This is a genomic window from Nocardia sp. NPDC049149 (genome assembly GCF_043197455.1).
GTDB lineage: Bacteria > Actinomycetota > Actinomycetes > Mycobacteriales > Mycobacteriaceae > Nocardia.
In genome coordinates, this window is record NZ_JBICTD010000002.1 from 1,170,696 (window position 1) to 1,194,238 (window position 23,543).

The following is a 23,543-nucleotide window of genomic DNA, read 5'->3' on the forward strand; positions in this document are numbered from 1 at the left end:
ACCGCTGAGGGTGACCGTACTAGGTGGTGACGATGCGCACCGCGTCATCGACGACCACCTCCTCGTGCTCGTCGACCGCCGTGACGAACCAGTGGGTGACCTCGCCACCGGCGAGATCAGCCGCCTTGTCGCCGGTCGGCAGCACCGAGAGGGCGCCGACGGTGGCGGCCGCCAGGAATTCGGCGAACGCCGCTGGCCCTGCTGCCGCCGTGGTGTAGGTCACCGCCTCGTAGTCGATCTCGTTCTCCGCACACAGCGCCCGCGCGCGGTCGAGCGCTTGGGCCTGGGTGAAGACCGTCGACGAGTCGGCCGTCGCGAGCACGAAGGCCGGGTGGTCCTGGTCAAGCGGGCGGACCCGCTCGGCATCGGACACCGGATGCGCCGCCGCGGCGGCCACCTCCTTCTGCAGCGCGGGCTCCGCGAGGGCAATCTCGCGGGCCGATCCGTCGATCGGCTCCGCCGTGACGGTCACCTCGGCGCCGACCGCGAGGATGTCTCCCACGGCCAGTCCGTCGGCGAACAACGCTGCGGCACCCGCCTTTTGCACCGCCCACAGCGCGACAACCTGCTCGACCGAATGCGGCAGCGCCACGGCGACGGTGTCGCCGGGGCCGACGTCACGGCCGATCAGCACCCGCGCCAATTGCGAGGACTGCGAATCCAACTCGGAGTACAGCACCTCGCTGTCACCGACGAGCAACGCCGCGGCGAAGGGGTCCGCCCCGGCGACCGAATCGAGCACGTCGGCAACTGTACGCGGGCCCGCGTCGGGCGACGCCGCCGCATAGCCGGTAGGCAACGCGGATTCGGTTGCGGCGGAGCCGGATTCGGTGAGCAGGGCGGCACGCTCCCCAGCATCGAGAATATCGATGTCGGCGACGGACGCCGCCGGGTCACCCAGCAGCGCCGCCAACACCCGCTGCATGCGCGCGGCCAATGTCGCCACCTCGTCGGCGGTGAACCAGCTGTTCCAGTAGGTCCAGGCCAATTCCGTGGTCGACTCCGCACTCACCACCAGCGCCAGCGGGTAGTTGGTCGCGGTGTCGGCGACGCCGATGCCGGTGATCGACATGCCGTCGATCGCGTTGGCCGCGGCGATCGCCGCCTTGTCCACCGGGTACGACTCGAACACCAGCAGGGTGTCGAATTGTGCTCCGGCACCGACGATCTGCTGAATATCGGTCAAGCCGACGTAGTGGTGCTCCAGCAGATCGGCCTGCTCGCCCTGCAGACCGCGCAGGTAGTCGCCGACCGTCCCGTTGTCGTCGACGCGGACGCGCACCGGCAGCGTGTTGATGAACAGACCGACCATGGACTCCACGCCGGCCAGTTCGGCGGGGCGACCGGACACCGTGGCGCCGAAGACCACGTCCGAGCGACCGGTCATGCGGCCGAGCACCAGGCCCCACGCCGCCTGGAACAGCGTGTTCACCGTGACGCCGAGCGCGGCGGCCCGCTTGGTGATCCTGCTGGTTTCCTCGGCGTCGAGCTCGGTGACCAGCTTGCCGACCCCGTCGCCCCCGGCCGTGCGCTGCTGCCGCGCCAGCTGGGTCGGCTCGCCGACACCGGCCATGGCCTGCTGCCAGACCTGCAACGACGCCTGCTGGTCCCGCCCGTCGATCCAGGAAAGGAAGTCGCGATACGGCGTCACCGCAGGCAACGCACCAACGTTGCCGTGCACGGCGTACAGCACCAGCAGGTCCCGCATCAGCAGCGGCATCGACCAGCCGTCGAGCAGGATGTGGTGGGTCGTCACCGCCAGCTGCCAGGCGCCTGCGCCCTCGTCCGCGTTGACCCGGTACAGGGTGAACCGGATCAGCGGCGCCGTGGACATGTCGAAGCGGGTCTCGCGCTCCACCGTCACCAGACGCTGCAACTCCGCGAGCCGCTCATCCGCCGGCAGTGTCGTCAAATCGACTTCGCGCCAAGCGACTTCGGCCCGCGCCTGGATCACCTGGACCGGTTGGCCGGTCGAATCGGCGACGAAGGCGGCCCGCAGGTTCGCGTAACGGTCCAGGATGCCCTGGGCCGCCACCCGCAACCGCGCGGCGTCGACCGTGCCGTCGAGGTCGACGACCGCATGCAAGGTGTAGCCGTCGATCTCCGAGCGGTTGTTCATCGCGTCGAACAGCAGGCCGGACTGCAGCGGCGACAGCGGCCACACCTCGTCCAGCCCCGGGTACTGGCGTTCCCACACCTCGATGTCGGACTGCCCGACCGAGACCAGCGGCAGATCCGACGGCGTGCGGCCGCCCGCGCCCGGCTGGTTCGCATGCGAAGCCAGCGCGGTGAGCGCGGCCACCCACAGCTCGGCGAGCTCCTGCACCCGCGCGCGGGTGAGCAGGCCTGCCGGGTAGGCGAACGAGGTGCGCAGGCGCGGCCCCTCCACCCCGTCGGTGACGCTCGCGTTGATGTCGACCGTCGCGGCCGCGGGCAGGCTCGGGTCCCGGTCGGTGCCGGGCAGCCCGAGTTCGGCCACCGGCAGCCAGCCCATCTCGTCGGGCTGACCGGAGAAATCGCCGGTCAGCGAGGCATCGGTGGGCAGGTGACCCGCGTAGCAGAACCTGATCTGACCCGCGATCCCGGATCCGACGCCGCCGAGCTCGCCCGCGGTGTCCGCGTTCAGGTAGCGCAGCTGGCCGTAGCCGAGGCCTGCGCCCGGCACCGCGAGCAGCTGCTCCTTCATGGATTTCACGATGCCGCCGAGCACGTTTCCGCCCGTGAACGCCTCGGTGAGGTCGGCGCCGGACAGGTCCAACCGCACCGGGGATTCACCGGCGAACCAGCCGACGGTGCGCGAAAGGTCGGCGCCGGCAACGCTGTTCGCCGCCCGGCCGGTGTTCGCGAACCGGACGAGCGCCGCGCCGCCCTCGGCGTCGCCGCGCCAGCGCGACACCGCGAGCGCGAGCGCCGACAGCAGGCTGTCGGTGGCCTCGCCCCGGTACAACTGCGGGATCGCGGTGAGCACTGCCTCGGTCACGCCCGCGGGCACGCTCACCTCCAGCCGTTCGACGGTGGCCGCAGTGTCGTGCGCCGGATCGAACGCCCTTGCGCCGAGCAGCGGATCGGGCGTAGCCGAAACCCGCTGCCAGAACGGCAGTTCGGCGACGCGAGTCGGCTCGTGCGCGGACTCGGCCAGCGCGTGCGCCCAGCGCCGCATCGAGGTGCCGGTGGCGGGCAGGACCACGGGGCGCCCGACCGCGAGCAGCGACCAGGCCGCCGTCAGGTCCTCGAGCACGATGTGCCACGACGCGTCGTCGACCACGAACTGGTGGCCGACCACCAGCAGCACGTCCGGCTGTGCACCGTCGGCCGCGAACCAGATGAACTGGGTCAGCACCCCGTTCGCCGGATCGAGACGATCCAGCGCCGCGTCGTATTCGGCCCGCGCCAGCTGCGACAACCCGGCGGCGCCGATGCCGCCGGGCACCTCGACCCGATGCACGATGGCATCGACATCGACCGCACCGCGCCCTCGGGTCTCGAAGACCAGGCCCGCGTCGTCGGTGTGCCGCAACCGGGCCCGCAGCGCATCGTGGTGATCGACGACAGCGCCGATCATGCCGACCAGGGTCGGCCGGTCGATGCTGTCGGGCAGCCGCAGCGCCATCGAGCTCGCGAACCGCGGCACCGAGGTGCCGCCTGCCAGCGCCGCCGCCATCGACGGCGACAACGGGATCTCGCCGACACCGCCGCCGGGCAGTTCCGGCAGCCAGTGCTGTTCGGCAGCCTCGATCACCGTGGCGACCTCGGCAAGCGCGGCAACGCTTCGCCGCCCGAACACATCACGTGGCGTGAACCGCACACCGCGTTCCTTGGCCCGCGACACCAGCTGAATCGTCTGGATCGAGTCACCGCCGAGCGCGAAGAAGTCGTCGTCCGCGCTGACCCGCTCGATGCCGAGCACCTCGGCGACGACCTCGGCGACGATCTGCTCGATCAGTGTCGACGGCGCCCGGTAGGCGGCCGTCTCGAATTCCGGTGCGGGCAACGCCTTGCGGTCCAGCTTGCCGTTCGCGTTACGCGGCAGCTGATCGAGCACCACGAACGCGGCGGGGATCATGTACGACGGCAGCGTCTCGGCCAGCGCCGACTTCACCTGTGCCACCTCGAGTTCAGCCGCGGCGGGCACCAGGTAGGCCACCAGCCGATCGCCGGCCCGCTCGTCCGCCATGGCGAGGACCGCCACCTGTGCGATCGCCGGAAGGGCGAGCAACGCGGCCTCGATCTCGCCGAGCTCGATCCGGAAACCACGGATCTTCACCTGGAAGTCGGTGCGACCGCGGTACTCCAGCTCACCGGAAGCGTTCCACGCCGCCAGGTCACCGGTGCGATACATGCGCTCGCCCGCCTCGAACGGATCGGCCACGAACCGATCCGCGGTCAAATCCGTACGACCGAAGTAGCCGCGCGCCAACTGCGCACCCGCCAGATACAACTCACCCGACACACCCACCGGCACCGGCCGCAGCCTGGCGTCGAGGACATAGACCCGCGAATTCCATTCCGGCGCACCGATCGACACCGACGTCTGGTCGGCATCGGTGACCCGATGATTGGTGATCGACACCGCCGCTTCGGTCGGGCCGTACAGGTTGTACAGCTCGGCAGTGTTGCCACGACGGAACCGCTGTGCCACCGCAGCGGGCAGCGCCTCACCGATGGCAAGCACCCGGCGCAGCGAAGAGCTCAGGACACCGTCGGACTCGATGAGCAGCGCGTCGAGCATGGACGGAACCACATGCAATGTGGTCACGTCCGTGGCACGCATCAGCTCGTTCAAGTACGCCGGATCGCGATGCCCCTCCGGCGCGGCGATCACCAAGCGGCCGCCACTGGCGGCCGCGGTCCAGAACTCCCACACCGAGAGATCGAACGTGGCCGCCGTCTTCAGCAGCACCGCGTCCTCGGGTCCGAGACCGAATTCCGCTGTCTTCCACAGCAACTGATTCACCACCGCGCCGTGCGGCACCGCGACACCCTTCGGACGGCCCGTCGAACCGGACGTGAAGATCACGTACGCCGTGTTGGCCGCACCGAACTCGCGAACCAACTCGGCCGGAGCCAGGGCGTGGCCGCGCACGCCGGACAGGTCGAGCTCGTCGAGGGCAACCCAGTCGTTGTCCGGCTGCGACTCGCGCACCGCCGTCGTGGTCAACACGCACGACGGCGCGGCGGTCGCGAGGATGTAGTCCAGGCGATCGGCCGGTTGCGTCGGATCCAGCGGCACGTAGGCCGCGCCGATGCGCGACACCGCGTACATGGCGACGACCAGATCCACCGAGCGACCGATGGCAAGGGCCACCCGTTCCTCCGCGCCGATGCCGCGGGTGAGCAGGTAGCGGGCCAGGCGGTTCACCTCGACGTCGAGCTCGGCATAGGTGAGAACCCGGTGTCCCGCACCGGTTTCCGTCTCGACCACCAGGTCGGCCAGGATCGCGATCGCGTCCGGGTTCGCGGCCACCGTCGCGTCCAGCAGCGACACCAGCGTCGCCGTGCCGTCCACGGCGCGCCCGGTGTCGTTCCAGCCCCGCAGGATCTGGTCGCGTTCGGCGACGTCGAGCAGGTCGATATCGCCGACCCGCACCGAGCCGTCGGCCACCACCGCGTCGAGCACCCGCAGGAAGCGGTCCGCGAACCCCTGCACCGTGACGTCGTCGAACAGGTCTACGGCGTAACCGAATTCGGCGACCACCTCGGCGGGCGTGCCGTCGTCCTCGTAGTGATCGCTGATCGTCACCTGCAGATCGGTCTTGGCCAGCTGCGTGTCGAAGCTGACCGTGCTCACCGCCAGCCCGGGCAGCTCGAAGGCCGTCTCGGACAGGTTCTGGAACGAAAGACCCACCTGGAACAGCGGATTGCGCGCGGTGGACCGCACCGGGTTGAGCACCTCGACCAGGCGCTCGAACGGCACGTCGGCGTTGGCGAACGCCTCGAGGTCCCGATCTCGCACGTCGGCAAGCAATTCGGCGAAGGAGGCGCCGCCCTCGACCTGCGTGCGGAACACCAGCGTGTTGACGAACATGCCGATCATGTCGTCGAGCTCCCGCTCACCGCGCCCGGCGATCGGCGTGCCGACCGCGATGTCCTCGGTACCCGACAACCGCGCGAGCAGGATCGCCAACGCCGCATGCACCACCATGAACAGCGACGCGTTGTGTGCCCGCGCCAGCTCGTGCAGGCGCGCGTGCCGCTCCGGCTCGATCTCGAAGCGGACCGACTTGCCCCGGAACGACTGCGACTGCGGCCGCGAACGGTCCGTGGGCAGCTCCAGCTGATCCGGCAGCCCGGCCAGCGCGCGCTTCCAGTAGGAAACCTGCTGCGTCGCCAGCGAATCCGGATCGTCCTCGCTACCGAGCACCGCACGCTGCCACAACGCGTAGTCGGCGTACTGCACCGGCAACGCCGCCCACTGCGGCGCCTCGCCTGCCACCCGCGCCACATAGGCCGCCATCACGTCGCGCGCCAGCGGGCCGAGCGAGAAACCGTCGGCCGAGATGTGGTGCACGGTGAACGCCAGCACATGGTCGGTCGTGCCGACCACCTGGAACAGCGCCATCGCCAACGGCACCTCGGTGGTGACGTCGAAGGTGGTCAACGCGAATTCGATGACCTTGCCGACCAATTCGGCCTCGGTCACCGCCACCGGCGTCAACCGCCATGCGCTGCCGCCGAACGGCAGGATCACCTGGTGCGCGCCGTCCACCGTCTGCGGGTAGATCGTGCGCAGCGACTCGTGCCGAGCGAGCAGATCGCCGATCGCCCGTTCCAGCGCAGCCACGTCCAGCGTGCCCGACAACCGCACCGCCAGCGGGATGTTGTCCACCGCGGAGTAGGTCGTGTCGAACTGGTTGAGGAACCAGTAGCGCTGCTGGGCAGGCGAGAGCGGAATCCGTTCCGGCCGCACCCCTGCCACCAGTCGCGGCCTGGCCCGGCCTGCGCCGCCCTGTTCGAGCCTGGCCGACAGCGCGGCCACCGTGGCGGCCTCGAACAGATCACGCACCGACAGCTGCCGGTCGAGCGCGGCGCTCAACCGCGCAGTGACCTGCGTTGCCACCAGTGAGTTACCGCCGAGCGCGAAGAAGTCGTCGTCGAGACCGACCCGGCCGACCCCGAGCACATCGGCGAACGTGCCTGCCACGATCTCCTCGATCGGGGTGGTCGCCGCCCGGAACGTCTTGGCCTCGAACACCGGCGCGGGCAGCGCCTTGCGGTCGAGCTTGCCGTTGGTGGTGAGCGGGAAAGCGTCGAGGACAACCAACGCCGACGGCACCATGTACACCGGCAACGCCTGAGTCAGCTCGTTGCGCACAGCCTCGACATCGATGGTGTGGCCCTCGGCCGCGATCAGGTAACCGACGATTTGATCGCCGAGATGGTCGTCGGCGCGGACGAGCACCACGGCCTGCGCGATGGCGTCCTCGGCGGTGAGCGCGGCCTCGATCTCGCCGAGCTCGATCCGGAAACCGCGCACCTTCACCTGATCATCGGCGCGGCCGAGGTATTCCAGTTCGCCTGCGCGGTTCCAGCGCGCCACGTCGCCGGAGCGGTACAGCCGCTCCCCCGACCCGAACGGGCTCGCCACGAACCTGGCCGCCGACAGATCCGCGCGACCGAGATAGCCGCGCGCCAACTGCGTTCCCGCGACATACATTTCGCCTGCCACGCCGACCGGCGCCGGGTGCAGCCGCTCGTCGAGCACGTACACGCGCAGCCCGGCGATGGCGGCGCCGATCACCGAAGCTGTAGTGGCAGCGATGGTTTCCGCGTCGATGACCCGGTGCGAGACGTGCACCGTCGTCTCGGTGATGCCGTACATGTTGACCAGTCGTGGCGACTGATCACCGTGCCGCTCCACCCAATCGGCCAGGCGTCGCAGTTCGAGTGCTTCACCGCCGAAGATGACGTACCGCAGCGCCAGTGCCTCCGGCGCGGCGTCCGCGTCCTCGGGCGTTGCCATCCGATCGGCGTCGACCAGCTGATAGAACGCCGACGGCGTCTGGTTCAGCACCGTCACCCGCTCCCGGCGCAGCAGTTCCAGGAACTCCTGCGGGGTGCGCGAGGTGTAGTAGTCGACGACCACCAGGGTGCTGCCGTAGAGCAGCGGGCCCCACAGCTCCCACACCGAGAAGTCGAACGCGAACGAATGGAACAGCGTCCACACGTCGTCCGGGCCGAAACCGAACTCCCGATCGGTGTTCGCCAACAGCCGCAACACATTCCGGTGCGGCACCGCGACACCCTTGGGGCGCCCGGTCGATCCGGAGGTGTAGATCACGTAGGCGATGTTGTCCGCGGTCAGCGGCGCGCGCCGCTCGGCCGCGGTGATCGAACCTTCGGCGGCATCCGTTGCGGCCGTATCGAATTCGCCCATCTCGAGGATCGGCAGATCCGCGGGGATGGTCACCTCGACCTCGTCGTCCAGCAGGACGACGGCCGGTTGTGCGTCCGCGAGCACGTAGGCGATGCGCTCGGGCGGGTACGTCGGGTCGATCGGCACGTAGCCCGCGCCCGACTTGATCACCGCGAGCAGCGCGACGACCAGCTCCGCCGACCGCGGCAGCACGACCGCGACCAGCGTCTCCGGGCCGGCACCGGCCGCGATCAGCGCCCTGGCTACCCGGTTCACTCGTCGATCGAGCTCGGCGTAGCTGAGTGCGTCGGGGCCGAACTTGACCGCCGTGCGGTCGCCGTGTGCGGCGACCACAGCATCGAACAGATCGGGCAGCGTCGCGTCCGAATCCGCGAAAAGGCCTGTGCCCTCGTCGATTCCCGACGACACCCAGTGTTGCGTGACATCGACGCGCTCGGCTACATCGAGCAGGTCGATGTCACCGACCACCACGTCCGGATCCGCGACAACGCGCCGCAGGATCCGCACCAGGCGCTCGGCGAACGCCGCCACCGTCGGTGCGTCGAACAAGTCGGTCGCGTAGTTCCACGCCAGCTCGAGGCCGCCGTCCGCGGCTTCGCCGACGGCGAGCTGCAGGTCGAACTTCGCCATCGCCGGATCGAAATCGACCGCGGCGAGATCGAGACCTGGCAGCGACACCCGTGCGGCATCGGCGGCGCCGGTCGCCTCGAAGGTCAGCGCCACCTGGAACAACGGGTGATGCGCCAGCGACCGCTCCGGGCTGAGCACCTCGACCAGACGCTCGAACGGGACATCGGCATTGGCGTACGCGGCCAGGTCGGTGTCCTTGGTGTCCGCGAGCAGGCTGGTGAACGGCGCGCTCGAGTCGAGTGCGGTCCGCAGCACCAGGGTGTTGACGAACATGCCGATCAGATCGTCCAGCTCGGCCTCGCCGCGACCGGCGACCGGAGTGCCGATCGCGATGTCGCCGCTACCGGACAACCGGCCGAGCAAGACGGCCAACGCGGCGTGCACGACCATGAACAGGCTGGCGCCGTTCGCACGGGCGAGCTCCGCCAACTGCTGTTGCAGCTCGGCCTCGACCGAGAACGGGTGCATGGCACCGCGATTCGAGGCGACGGCGGGACGCGGGCGGTCGGCGGGCAGGTCGATCTGCATGGGCAGATCGATCAGCCGCGCCGTCCAGTACGCGGTCTGCTTGGCGATCAACGATTCCGGATCGTCCTCGGCGCCAAGCGTTTCCCGCTGCCACAGCGCGTAATCGGCGTACTGCACCGGCAGCGGCGCCCAGGCGGGTGCCGCACCGGCCGCGCGGGCGATGTATGCGGACATCACGTCGCGGGCCAGCGGCCGCATGGACCACCCGTCGCCGCTGATGTGGTGCACGACGACAACGAGCACGTGGTCGTTGGACGCGATGCGCAACAGCTCGGCCCGCACCGGAACGTCGGTGGTGACATCGAATCCGGTCAGCACCACCTCGGCGATGCGCTCGTGCAGTTCCGCCGCGGTGACCGCGGCAGGTTCCAGCGCGGGGGCTACCGCGTCGGCGGGCATGATCACCTGCACGCCTTGACCCTCAGCGGTCTCCGGGTAGACGGTGCGCAGGATTTCATGACGGTCGATCACATCGCGCACCGCCTGCCGCAGCGCGTCGACGTCCAGGTCACCGGTCAACCGAATCGCCAACGGCAGGTTGTTGACCGCGCTCGCCGTGTCGAACCGGTTGAGGAACCACATGCGCTGCTGTGCCAGCGACAGCGGGATCTGCTTCGGTCGCGGACCGGCCGTCAAGGCCCTGCGACCGCCGGTCCCGACCTCCGTCGAGATCCGCGCGGCCAGCGCACCCACCGTCGGCGCATCGAACAGCGTGCGCACCGGGATCCGGGTGTCCAACGCCGCGCCGAGCCTGGCGATCACCTGGGTCGCGACCAGCGAATTGCCACCGAGTGCGAAGAAGTCGTCGTCCAGACCGACTTCCGTTCCGTCCCCATGGATTCCGAGCACGTCGGCGAAGGTGTCGGCGACGATCGCCTCGATCGTCGTGGTCGGCTTGCGGAACACTCGTGCCGTCGGCGCCGGGCTCGGCAGCGCGCGGCGGTCGAGCTTGCCGGACGCGTTGAGCGGGAACGCATCCAGGATCACATAGACCGAGGGGACCATGTAGGCGGGCAACGCGAGCGCCAAATCCGCACGCACGTCATCGATATCGATGGCGTGTTCGCCGGCCGCGACGAGGTAGCCGACCAGCTGATCACCGAGCCGCTCATCCGAGCGCACCACCACGACCGACTGCGCGACCGAATCCAGTGCGACCAGCGCGGCCTCGATCTCACCGAGCTCGATCCGCAGACCACGCAACTTCACCTGGAAGTCGGTGCGGCCCAAATACTCCAGCTCACCGGTACCCGTCGTGTTGACCCAGCGGACCAGGTCGCCGGTGCGATACATCCGCTCGCCCGGTGTGAAGGGGTTGGCCACGAACCGATCCGCACTCAGGTCGGGCCGCTCCACATAGCCACGCGCCAGCTGCGCACCGGCCAGGTAGAGCTCACCGGCGACCCCGACCGGCACCGGCCGGAGCCGGGCGTCGAGCACATACACCTGGGTGTTGAAGACCGGAGCACCAATCGGCACCGACACGATGTCGGCATCGACCACCTCGTGGAAGGTGACATCCACCGCGGCCTCGGTCGGGCCATACAGGTTGTGCAGCCTGGCCCCGGTCAGTTCCCGCAGCTTCTGCGCGGTCGGTGCGGGCAGCGCCTCACCGGAGGCAAACACCTGTCGCAGCGAAATGCTGTGCTGAACAACCCCGTCGGCTTCGCCTCCTGCCGTCACGGAGCGTGCCGCAGCCAGTTCGGCCACGAACACCGCCATCATGCTCGGCACGAAGTGCGCGGTGGTGACCTGCTCGGCCTCGATCACCTCGGCCAAGTAAGCCGGGTCACGATGCCCGTCGGGCCTGGCGACCACCAGACGCGCACCAACCTGCAACGGCCAGAAGAACTCCCACACCGACACATCGAACGTGGCAGGCGTCTTCTGCAACACCACATCCTCAGCGGTGAGACCGTAGGCAGCCTGCATCCACACCAGGCGATTCACGATCGCCGCATGCGAGACCGCCACACCCTTGGGCCGACCGGTCGAACCCGAGGTAAAGATCACATACGCCGTGTTTTCCGGGCGCACCGGCGTACGGCGATCCGCGTCGGTGATCGGGGTGACCGTATACGTGGACAGCTCGAGCAGATCGATGCGCACCTGAGCGGTATCGATCGGCAGATCAGCGCCACTGGTCAGCACACACACCGGATCCGCCGTCTCGAGCACATAGGCGGTGCGCTCGGCCGGATGATCCGGATCCAACGGCAGATAGCCACCGCCCGCGGCCAGCACCGCATACATGCCGACCACCAGATCGATCGAACGCTGCATACCCAGCGCCACAAGCGATTCCGCACCGACACCATGCTCGATGAGCCAGCGAGCCAACGGGCGAACCCGATCGGCCAGTTCGGCGTAGGACAAACTTGTCCCCTCGAACGTGACCGCGATGGCATCCGGTGTCGCGGCGACCTGCGCCTCGAACAACGAAATCAATGTCCCCGCAGCATCACCCAACGGCACCTCGATCGGGTAACCGGTGTCGTTCCAATCCCGCAGCAGCACCGCATGCTCGGTGACATCGAGCAACGGCAGATCACCGACCGGCCGATCCGGCGTAGCCACGATCGCCTTCAGCACCCGAGTGAACCGATGGACGACGTCGGTGATGGTCTCGGCGTCGAACAGGTCGGTGGCGTAGATGAACTCGGCATCGATCCGGCCCTGCGCGCCGGGCTCTTCGGCGAGCACCAGCTGCAAGTCGAACTTCGCGGTGTCACTGGGCAGATCGACGGCGCTGACGGTCAACTCCGACAGTTCGAGCGCGGTCTGGCCGAGGTTCTGCAGCGTCAGCATCACCTGGAACAACGGGTTACGCGCCTGCGAACGGGCCGGGTTGATGATCTCCACCAGCCGCTCGAACGGCAGGTCCGCGTGCCCGAACGCGGCGATATCGCTGGCCCGCACCGCAGCCAGCAGCTCGCTGAAGCTGGCACCACCGTCGACCTCGGTGCGCAACACCAGCGTGTTGACGAACATACCCACCAGATCATCGAGGGCGCGTTCACCACGACCCGCGACCGGGGTGCCGATCGCGATGTCGGATTCGCCGCTCAGCCGTGCGAGCAGCACCGCGAGTGCGGCGTGCACGACCATGAACAGGGTCGCGCCTTGCGCCTGCGCCAGCTCGGCCAGGCCGGCGTGGATGTCGGCGTCGATCTCGAACCGCACCCGCGCGCCGCGTCCGGACGCGACCGCTGGACGTGGCCGATCCGAGGGCAGATCCAGCTGCTCAGGCAGCCCTGCCAGGGTCTGCCGCCAGAACGAAACCTGCTGGGCGATCACCGATTCCGGGTCGTCCTCACGGCCGAGCACCCGACGCTGCCAGAGCGCGAAGTCGGCGTACTGGACCGTGAGCGGCGCCCACGCTGGCTCGCCGCCTGCCACGCGTGCCGCATAGGCGATCATCACGTCCCTGGTCAGCGGTCCCATCGAGAAACCGTCGCCCGCGATGTGGTGCACCACCAGGGCAAGTACGTGTTCGGTGGGGCTGACCTCGAACAGCCTTGCCCGCAACGGCACCTGCGCAGTGACATCGAAACCACGCAGCACCAGCTCCGAAAGCCGCTGCGGCAGTTCAGCCTCAGCCACCTCGACCGGGGACAGATCAGGAATGACCTTGGCGGTCGCCACGATCTCCTGATGCGCGGTCCCGTCCACCTCGGGGTAGCGGGTGCGCAGTGATTCGTGGCGGGCCAGGACGTCGGCCACCGCGATCTGCAGCGCTTGCCGGTCGAGCAGGCCCGAAAGCCGCACGGCCACCGGGATGTTGTCCACGAACGATTCCGGATCGAACCGGTTCAAGAACCACATCCGCTGCTGCGCCAGCGACAACGGCACCAGCGGCGGGCGCTCCTGCGGCACCAGTGCCGGGCGCACACCTGCCCCGGCACCGGCGTCGGCCCGCGCGGCAAGCGCGGCCACGGTGGAGGCCTCGAAGATCTCCCTGACCCCGATGTGGGTGTCCAGCGCCGCGGACAGCCTGGCTGCCACCTGGGTGGCGATCAGCGAGTTGCCACCAAGTGCGAAGAAATCGTCATCCAAGCCTGCCCGCTCGACACCGAGCACCTCAGCGAAGACACCGGACACGATCTGCTCGGCAGCGGTCACGGGCGCACGGAAGGCCGCGGCCTCGAGCACCGGCGCGGGCAGCGCTTTCCGGTCCAGCTTCCCGTTGACGGTCAACGGCAGCGCGGTGAGCACCATCAGCACCGACGGAATCATGTAGGACGGCAACATCTCCGACAACCGTGCTCGCAGCTGCTCGATATCGACCGCTTCGACCGCACCATCGACCGGCACCACGTAGCCGACCAGCTGATCGCTCACCCGGTTGTCCGAGCGCACAATGACCGCGGCCTGCGCCACCTCGTCCAGCGCCAGCAGCGCGGCCTCGATCTCGCCGAGCTCGATGCGGAAACCGCGGACTTTCACCTGATCGTCGGCGCGGCCGAGGTGTTCCAGCTCGCCTTGCTCGTTCCAGCGCCCCAGGTCGCCGGAACGGTACAGCCTGCTGCCCGGCTCGCCGAACGGATTGGCGACGAACCGCGCCGCCATCAGGTCCAGGCGCCCCAGATAGCCGTCGGTCACTTGCGGCCCGGCCACATACATTTCGCCCGGGACGCCGATCGGCACCGGATGCAGGCGGGTGTCGAGCACGTAGACCGACAAGCCCGCGATCGCCCGCCCGATCACCGAACCGGTTGCCGCAGCGACCGTTTCGACGTCGAGCACGCGATGCGTCACATGCACGGTGGTCTCGGTGATGCCGTACATGTTGACCAGGCGCGGCCCGGTCGCGCCGGGCGATCCGTCGCCGTGGCGGGCCATCCAGTCGCTGAGGCGACGCAGGTCGAGGGCCTCACCACCGAATACCACGTATCGCAATGCCAAAGGTGTTGCGATACTGGCGTTCCGGTCGGCTTCCACCAGTTGATAGAACGCCGACGGGGTCTGGTTGAGCACCGTCACCCGCTCGCGATGCAGCAGCTCGAGGAACTGCTCGGGCGAACGCGACACGAAATAGTCCACCACCACCGAAGTACCGCCGTACAACAGCGCGCCCCAGAGTTCCCAGACGGAGAAGTCGAAGGCACTGGAGTGGAACAACGTCCACACATCCTCAGGCCCGAAACCGAACTCGCGATCGGTGTTGGCGAACAGCGACACCACATTCCGATGCGACACAACAACACCCTTCGGACGGCCCGTCGACCCCGAGGTGTAGATCACGTAAGCGGTATTCCCGGCACGCAGCGGCGCGATCCGATCGGCATCGGTGATCGAGCCCTCGCCCGCATCCACCAGATCACCGGTCTCCACACCGAAACCATCCATCGACACGACCGTCAAACCGTCGAGCAGCGCGGTGTCCACGCTGCCGTCGACGATCACACTCGACGGCGCGGCGTCCGAGAGCACGTAGGTGATGCGATCCGCAGGATAGGACGGATCGATCGGCACATAACCCGCACCGGACTTCACCACCGCGAGCAGTGCCACCACCAGATCCAGCGATCGCGGCAGCAGCACCGCGACCAGCTGACCCGGGCCCGCACCCTTGGCGATCAGCTTGCGCGCCAACTGATTTGCACGCTGATCGAGCTGCGCATAGGTCAAGCCGTCGTCGCCGAACCGCACCGCGACCCGGTCGCCGTGCGCCGCCACCGCCGCATCGACCAGCGACGACAGCGTGGTGGTCGGCTCAGCGAACAGACCCGTGCCGCCATCACTGCCGGACGACACCCAGTGCTCCAGCACATTCGAACGCTCAGTCGCACCGAGCAGGTCGATGTCCCCAACGGGCGCGTCCGATGCCGCGGCGAGCGCGGTCAAGACCCGAACGAGCCGCTCGGCGACCCTGGCCACGCTGTCCGCATCGAACAGATCGCTGAGGTAGCTGGCCCGCACCCGCAGCTGCGAATCCAGCGAGGCGATCAGTGTCAGCGGATAGTGGGTGGCGTCGGCGACCTCGAGGCCGGCGACTGCCATGCCGTCGATGTCGGCGGCTTGGGCCCGGATCCCTTCGGCGTCAACCGGATACGACTCGAACACCATCAACGTGTCGAACAGACCACCCACACCAGTCGCGGTCTGGATCTCGGTCAAGCCGATGTGATGGTGGTCCAACAGATCAGCCTGCTCACCCTGCAAGCGCGCGAGCAACGCCCGCGCAGGCTCCGCCGGATCGAAGGCCACCCGCACCGGCACGGTGTTGATGAACAAACCGACCATGTTCTCCACACCGTTCAACTCAGCCGGACGGCCAGAAACGGTGGTACCGAACACAACCTCCTGCTGGCCGGTCGACCGGCCCAGCACCAGACCCCACGCCGCCTGCAGCACCGTATTCACGGTGACACCCAGCTCCGCGGCCAGCGCGGTGACGCCGCCGGTTACGGCCTCGTCCAGCTCGAACCGGTACTCGTCGGACAGCGTGGTGATCTCACGCCCGGTGTGCGGATTCGCCAGCAGCGTCGGCTCCGAAACACCTTGCAGTGCACGGGTCCACGCCTCTAGCGAGGCGGCACGATCCTGCTGCGCCACCCAATCCAGGAAGTACCGGTAGGACCGCACCGGAGGCAGTCCGGCGGCATCGGCGTTAGTGGCGTACAGCACCAGCAGATCGCGCATGAGCAACGGCATCGACCAGCCGTCGAGCAGGATGTGATGGTTCGACACCACCAACGACCACTCGGCCGCGCCGACCTGGATCAGCGTGAACCGGATCAACGGCGGTGCGGTCAGGTCGAACCGCTGCAAGCGATCGGCCTCGATCAGGTCGTCCGCTTCACCGGTCGACCGGCGATCAATTTCGGACCAGGCCACCTGGACGCCGTCGAGGACCAGCTGCACCGGGTTGCCGTGCGCGTCGGTGACGAACGCGGTGCGCAGGTTGTCGTACCGATCGACCAGCGCCTGTGCGGCCGACCGCAGTCTGGTCGCGGACAGCCGCCCGGTCAGGGTCAGCACTGCCTGCGAGGTGTACACGTCCACCGAGGTCGCGGCGAGTTGTGCGTGGAAGAGTAGACCTGCCTGCAGCGGCGACAACGACCACGCGTCGGTGAGTGCGGGGAATTGCCGCTCCCAGGTGTCGATATCGGCCTGTGTGCTGCGTACGAGCGGGAAGTCCGACGGCGTGTAACCACCCGCATCGACCGTATCCGCATGCCGCGCAACCGCTTCCAGCGCTCGCACGAACAGTCCGGCGAATTCGGCAACCTGCTCGGCATCGAACAGCGTTGTCGGATAAGTGATCCTGGCACCGAGCCGGTCGTTGTCGACACCCGCGTTGATGTCCAGCGGCGCCATCGCAGGCATATCCGCGTCATCCGCGCCGACCAGGTCCGCGAGTTCGGGCGCGGGCAGCCAGCCGAAGCCACGCAGCGCCTCCGGCACCGCGCTCTCGGCGAACCGGCCGAGGTAGTTGAAGCTGATCTGCCCCGGCATCCGGTCTGGCAGCGATGTCGCGGTGTCCGCGTTCACATAGCGCAACAGTCCGTAGCCGACACCACGATCGGGCACGGCAAGCAACTGTTCCTTGACCGCCTTGATAGCACGGCCCATCTCGGCACCGCCCGCCAGCGCGGCATCGATGTCGATGCCCGCCAGGTCGAATCGCACGGGGAAGATCGCGGTGAACCAACCGACGGTGCGCGACAGATCGGCGCCGGGCACCACTGCTTCTTCGCGGCCGTGGCCCTCGAGGCGGATCAGCGCGGAATCCTCGGCGATACCCAACTGGTTACGCCACGACGCGACCGCCACCGCCAATGCGGTCAGCAGGCCATCGTTGACACCGCCGTGGAACAGCGCGGGAACCGTGGTCAACAGGGACTGAGTGACTTCCGCCGACACCTCGACTCGAACCGTGTCGACCACGCCCGCCACGTCGATGGCCGGGTCGAATGCCCGCGCAGACAGCAACGGGTCCGGCCCGTCGACCACACCGCGCCAGAACTCCAGGTCCCCGGCCCGGTCGACGGCCGCCTGCTCGAGTGCATGCGCCCAGGTGCGCATGCTCGTCACCGGTGCCGCCAGCTGCGGGTGCTGCCCGGCAGTCAGCTGGCCCCACGCCGCGACGAAGTCCGGCACCAGCACACGCCAGGACACGCCATCCACCACCAGGTGATGCGCGACCACGATCAAGTACCCGGCCCGATCCGTGGCACCGGCTTCGCCGTCCGCCGCGGTGACCGGTTCCAGCCACACGAACCGGATCACCACGCCCGCTTCCGGATCCAACCGATCCAGGGTGGCATCCAATGCCGCAGCGGCGATCTCGACCAGCTCGGCGTCGGATGTGTCGGCGTCGAATCCGGTGTGGTCGATCAGCGCGTCCACCTCGACCACGCCGGCCGCCGCAGTCTCAACGCTCCACGCGGAACCCTCGTGTCGAACGAGCTGCGCGCGCAGCATGTCGTGCCGATCAATGACCGCCGCGACCGTCGCCGCGATCCCCGCCCGATCGATACCGACGGGCAGGCCCAGCGACACCGCCTGATGGAACCGGCGGTAGGAACCCGGGCGCGCCACCATGAAGTGTTCCACCGGGGTCAGCGGCCTGGTGCCGACGCCGCCACCCGGCAGTTCCTGAAGTACCGGCACCGAGTCCGTCTGTGCCGCAGCGGTTTCCGCGACGACAGCCAAACCGGCGACGGTGCGCTGCTCGAATACGTCACGCGCCGAGAACAGCACACCACGCGCTTTCGCACGCGACACCAGCTGAATCGACACGATCGAATCACCGCCGAGCGCGAAGAACGAATCATCGACACCCACCCGCTCCGAACCGAGCACCTCGGCAAACAGTTCAGCGATCAGCTGCTCGACCGGATTACGCGGCGCGCGATAGGCCGTCTCGGTGCTGAACACCGGCTCCGGCAACGCACGACGATCCAACTTGCCGTTCGCATTCAACGGCAGCTCATCCAGCACCATCAGCACCGAAGGCACCATGTGCGACTGCAAGCGACCCGCCAGATACGCACGCAGCGCGGCGATATCCACCACCTGCTCGGCGGCCGGGACGACATAGCTGACGAGCTGGTCGGTACCCGCGTGCGCGACCACGACGACAACAGCTTGCTTCACCGATTCGTGTGCGGTGAGCGCGGATTCGATCTCACCGAGCTCGATCCGCATACCGCGCAGCTTCACCTGGAAATCGGTACGACCCAGATAAGTGATCGCACCATCGAGACCGCGGCGCACCAAGTCGCCAGTGCGGTACATCCGCGCACCCTGGTCGCCGTACGGGGCGGCCACGAACCGGTCCGCGGTCAAATCGGCACGACCGAGATAACCACGCGCCAGCTGGTCACCGGCCAGGTACAGCTCACCAGCGACACCGATCGGCACCGGGTGCAACCGCGCATCCAGCACATACGCTTGCGCGTTCCACACCGGCTTACCGATCGGAACCGCGCCGACAACCCCGGCCGCGGGCGCATGCGTGGCATGCACGGTGAACTCCGTCGGGCCATACAGGTTGTACAGCACGGCAGAACTCACCCGGCCGAACGCGGCGGCGGTGTCGGAGGTGAACGCCTCACCAGCCACCAGCACCGCCCGCAGCGACGACAACGCCGCACCTTCGACCGCGCCTGCGAAGACCGCGAGCATCGACGGCACGAACGAGGTCATGGTGACCTGCTGCTCGGCGATCACCGTGGCCAGGTACTGCGGATCACGATGACCGTCCGGCGCTGCAACCACCACACGACCACCAACGACCAACGGGCCGAACAACTCCCACACCGACACATCGAAAGTCACCGGCGTCTTGAACAGGACGATGTCCGCGGCGTCGATGCCGTATTCGCCGGTAATCCACCGGATCTGGTTCACCACCGCCGAGTGCGGCACCAGCACACCCTTCGGCCTACCGGTCGAGCCCGAGGTGAAGATCGCATACGCCGGGTGCGACGGACGCAACGGCGCACGCCGATCCGCATCGGTCAGCGGCGTCGCCGGGTACGCCGACACATCGAGCGTGTCCACGACGAGCACGGACTCGCGCGGCGGCAACGCTCCGGCAGCCGCCGAGGTGGTCAGCACACACGCCGGATTCGCTGTCGCCAGCACGTATTCGATCCGTTCGGCAGGCTGTTCCAGATCCAGCGGCACATACCCACCGCCTGCCTCGAGGACCGCGTAGATCGCGACCAACAGGTCAAGCGACCTAGGAATGCCTACTGCGACAAGAACTTCCGGGCCGACACCCGCCTCGACCAAACGGTGCGCCAAACGGTGCACCCGGCGTGCAAGATCGGCATAGGACAGACTTGTCCCCTCGTAGGTCACCGCGATCGCGTCCGGGGTCCGTTCCACCTGATCGGCGAACACTTCCACCAGGGTGGCGCCCTGACCCAGCTCACGCCGCGATTCGTTCCAGCCCACCAGTTCTCGCGCCGTCTCTGCGGCATCGAGCAGCGGAATATCACCGACGGTCACCTCGGCGTCGGCGGCGACGGCGGTCAGCACCCGGGTCCACTGGCGCAGCATCGCTTCGGCGGTGGACTCGTCGAAAAGGTCGGTGGCATAGGTCAAGGTGACCGCCATGCCAGCGGACCGGACGGCGGCGGCATCCTCGGCTGGGACTTCCGAGAGGGTGAACTGCAGGTCGAAGCGCGAGGTCGAGGTCTCGACTTCCAGCTCCGAGACAGCCAATCCGGGCAGCTCCAGGTTGGCGCGGTCCAGGTTCTGGAACGCGAGCATCACCTGGAACAGAGGGTTACGCGCCTGCGAGCGTTCCGGCGCCAGCAACTCGACCAGCCGCTCGAACGGCACATCAGCATGGCCGAATGCCTCGAGATCCTGGTGGCGTGCGTGCGCGAGCAGTGTGCTGAACGACTCGGCGAGTTCGAGCTTGGTGCGCAGCACCAGGGTGTTGACGAACATGCCGACCAGATCGTCAAGTGCGGCCTCACCACGCCCCGCGACCGGCGTACCGACCGCGACATCATCGGTGCCCGCCAGACGGCCGAGCAGCACCGCCAAAGCAGCGTGCGTCACCATGAACAACGACACGCCCTGTGCGCGGGCGACACCCTCGAGTGCGCTGATCAGTTCGACCGGCAATGTGGTCGTCACGGTGGCACCGCGGTACGAGGCGATCGCGGGACGCGGCCGGTCGGTCGGCAGCGTGAGTTCCTCGGGGCTGCCCGCCATGGCCTGCTGCCAATAGGCAACCTGCTTGGCCAGCAACGATTCCGGATCGTCCTCGGTGCCGAGCACCTCGCGCTGCCACACCGCGAAGTCGGCGTACTGGACCGGCAACGGCACCCACTCCGGCGCCGCACCCTGAGTACGCGCGACATAGGCGGTCATCACATCACGCGCCAGCGGACGCATCGAGAAACCGTCAGCGGCAATGTGATGCACGACAACGACCAGCACGTGCTGATCGGCCTGCATTTGGAACAGCCTGGCTCGCACCGGCACTCGCTCGGCCACGTCGAAACCGCTGTCGACAAAGTCGGTCGCCGCAGCAACCAGCTGGTCCTCCGAGATCGGATAGACGGGCAGTTCAACGGCGAGTTGCTCGGCCGACTGCACGACCTGCACCGGGGTGCCGCCGTGCTCGGGGTAGCGGGTGCGCAGCGACTCGTGCCTGCGCACCACGTCGAACAGCGCCGATTCCAGTGCGGCGGTGTCGAGTTCGCCCGTCAGACGGATCGCTAGCGGCAGATTGTAAGCAGAGGACGACTTGTCGAACTGGTTGAGGAACCACATGCGCTGTTGCGCGAACGACAGCGGCACCAGCTCATCCGCCGACCGCGCCCGCGGCACCAACCGCGCACGCGCGCCCTGACCGGTGTGCGATTCGAGCCGGGTGGCCAACGCCTCCACGGTGGAGGCATCGAACAACGCCCGCAACGGCACCTCGGCGTCCAGCGCCACACCGAGCCGCGCGGTCACCCGCGTCGCGATGAGCGAATTGCCGCCGAGCGAGAAGAAATCGTCATCGAGGCCGACCCGGTCGACACCGAGCAGGTCGGCGAACACACCGGCGACGATCTCCTGCACCGGCGTCACCGGCGCGCGGAACCCGCGCACCTCGAACACTGGCTGCGGCAACGCTTTCCGATCCAGCTTGCCCGAGGCGTTGAGCGGGAACGCGGCCAAGGTCACGAAGGCCGATGGGACCATGTAGCTCGGCAGCAGCGCCGCCAGCGTCGCCCGCAGTGCGTCGGTGTCGATCTCCGCATCGGCGGCGACCAGGTAGGCGACCAGCTGCGCGCCGGTGCGCTCGTCCTCACGCACCACCACCACCGCTTGGGCGACCGACTCCTGGGCAATGAGCGCGGATTCGATGTCGCCGAGCTCGATGCGCAGACCACGCACCTTCACCTGGAAGTCGGTGCGGCCCAAGTACTCCAGCTCACCAGTGGCGCCCGAATCCTCGCCGACCGGAGCAAGCCAGCGGACCAGGTCGCCGGTGCGGTACATCCGCTCACCGTCGGCGAACGGGTTGGCCACGAACCGATCCGAAGTCAGCTCCGGCTGCCGCACGTAGCCGCGCGCCAGCTGCTCACCGGCCAGATACAACTCGCCGGGCACGCCTGGCGCGACCGGGTGCAGCCGCGCGTCGAGCACATACACCTGGGTGTTGAACACCGGACGACCGATCGGCACCACCACCGTGTCCGCGTCGACGACCTCGTGGAAGGTCACGTCGACCGCGGCCTCGGTCGGCCCGTACAGGTTGTGCAACAACGCACCGGTCAACTCACGCAACCGCTGCGCGGTCGGCGCGGGCAACGCCTCACCAGAAGCGAAAACATTACGCAGACCGCCACATTCACCGACCCGCAGATCAGCAACGAACACCGCCAGCATCGACGGCACGAAATGCGCCGTCGTGACACCCTCGTCCGTGATCAACCGCGCCAGATAAGCCGGATCACGATGACCATCCGGGGTGGCGACCACCAGCCGCGCACCAACCTGCAACGGCCAGAAGAACTCCCACACCGACACATCGAAGGTGGCAGGCGTCTTCTGCAACACCACATCACCGGCGGTCAAACCGTACTGGGCATGCATCCACACCAACCGGTTCACGATCGCCGCATGCGATACCGCAACGCCTTTGGGGCGACCGGTCGAGCCGGAGGTGTAGATGACGTAGGCCGTGTTATCGGGGCGCAACGGCGCGAGCCGGTCCGTATCCGTCACCGGAGCATCGGAGAACCCCGACACATCCAGGGTGTCGATCTCCACCCGACGCACCGACTCCGGCAACACCAACCCGTCACCGGAGGTGGTCAACACACACACCGGTGCCGCAGTATCGAGAACGTGAGCGATGCGCTCGACCGGATGATCCGGATCGACCGGCACATACCCACCACCGGAAACCACCACCGCATACATCGCCACAACCAGCTCAGTCGAACGCCGCATACCCAGCGCGACAAGCGATTCCGGACCCACACCTTCGGCGATCAACCAGCGCGCGAGGCGCCGCGCCTGCACCGCGAACTCCGCATAGGACAGACTCGTCCCCTCGAAGGTGACCGCGACCGCATCCGGCGTCCGCTCCACCTGCGCCTCGAACAACGACACCAACGTCGCCGGATCAATCATGTACTCAGTGGCATTCCACCGATGCAGCACCAGCGATCGTTCCTCGGCACCCAGCAGGTCGATATCACCCACCGCTACCTCGGCATCGGCGACCACAGCCGCCAGCACCCGATCCAACCGCCGCGCAAACTCGGCGATCGTGGCTCGATCGAACAAATCCGTCGAGTACGAGAACGCAGCCGACATTCCCGCGGGTTCACCCGCAGCGTCCGTCGTTTCCTGCACCATCAGCTGCAGGTCGAACTTCGCCAGGTCGTCCTCGTATTCGAGGCCGTGCACCGTGAGGCCCGGCAGTTCCAGGCTGGTCTGCTGCAGGTTCTGGAAGGAGAGCATCACCTGGAACAACGGATGACGCGCCTGCGAACGCGTCGGATTCAACACCTCCACCAAACGCTCAAAAGGCACA

Annotated in this window: 1 protein-coding gene; it reads right to left on the bottom strand. The window is 68.0% G+C overall.

Annotation, left to right across the window (positions count from 1 at the left end):
• Positions 1–19 precede the first annotated feature (19 nt).
• A partial coding sequence (locus ACGFNJ_RS10900) for a non-ribosomal peptide synthase/polyketide synthase (RefSeq protein ID WP_393445867.1) occupies positions 20–23,543 on the bottom strand: 23,524 nt, incomplete at its 5' end.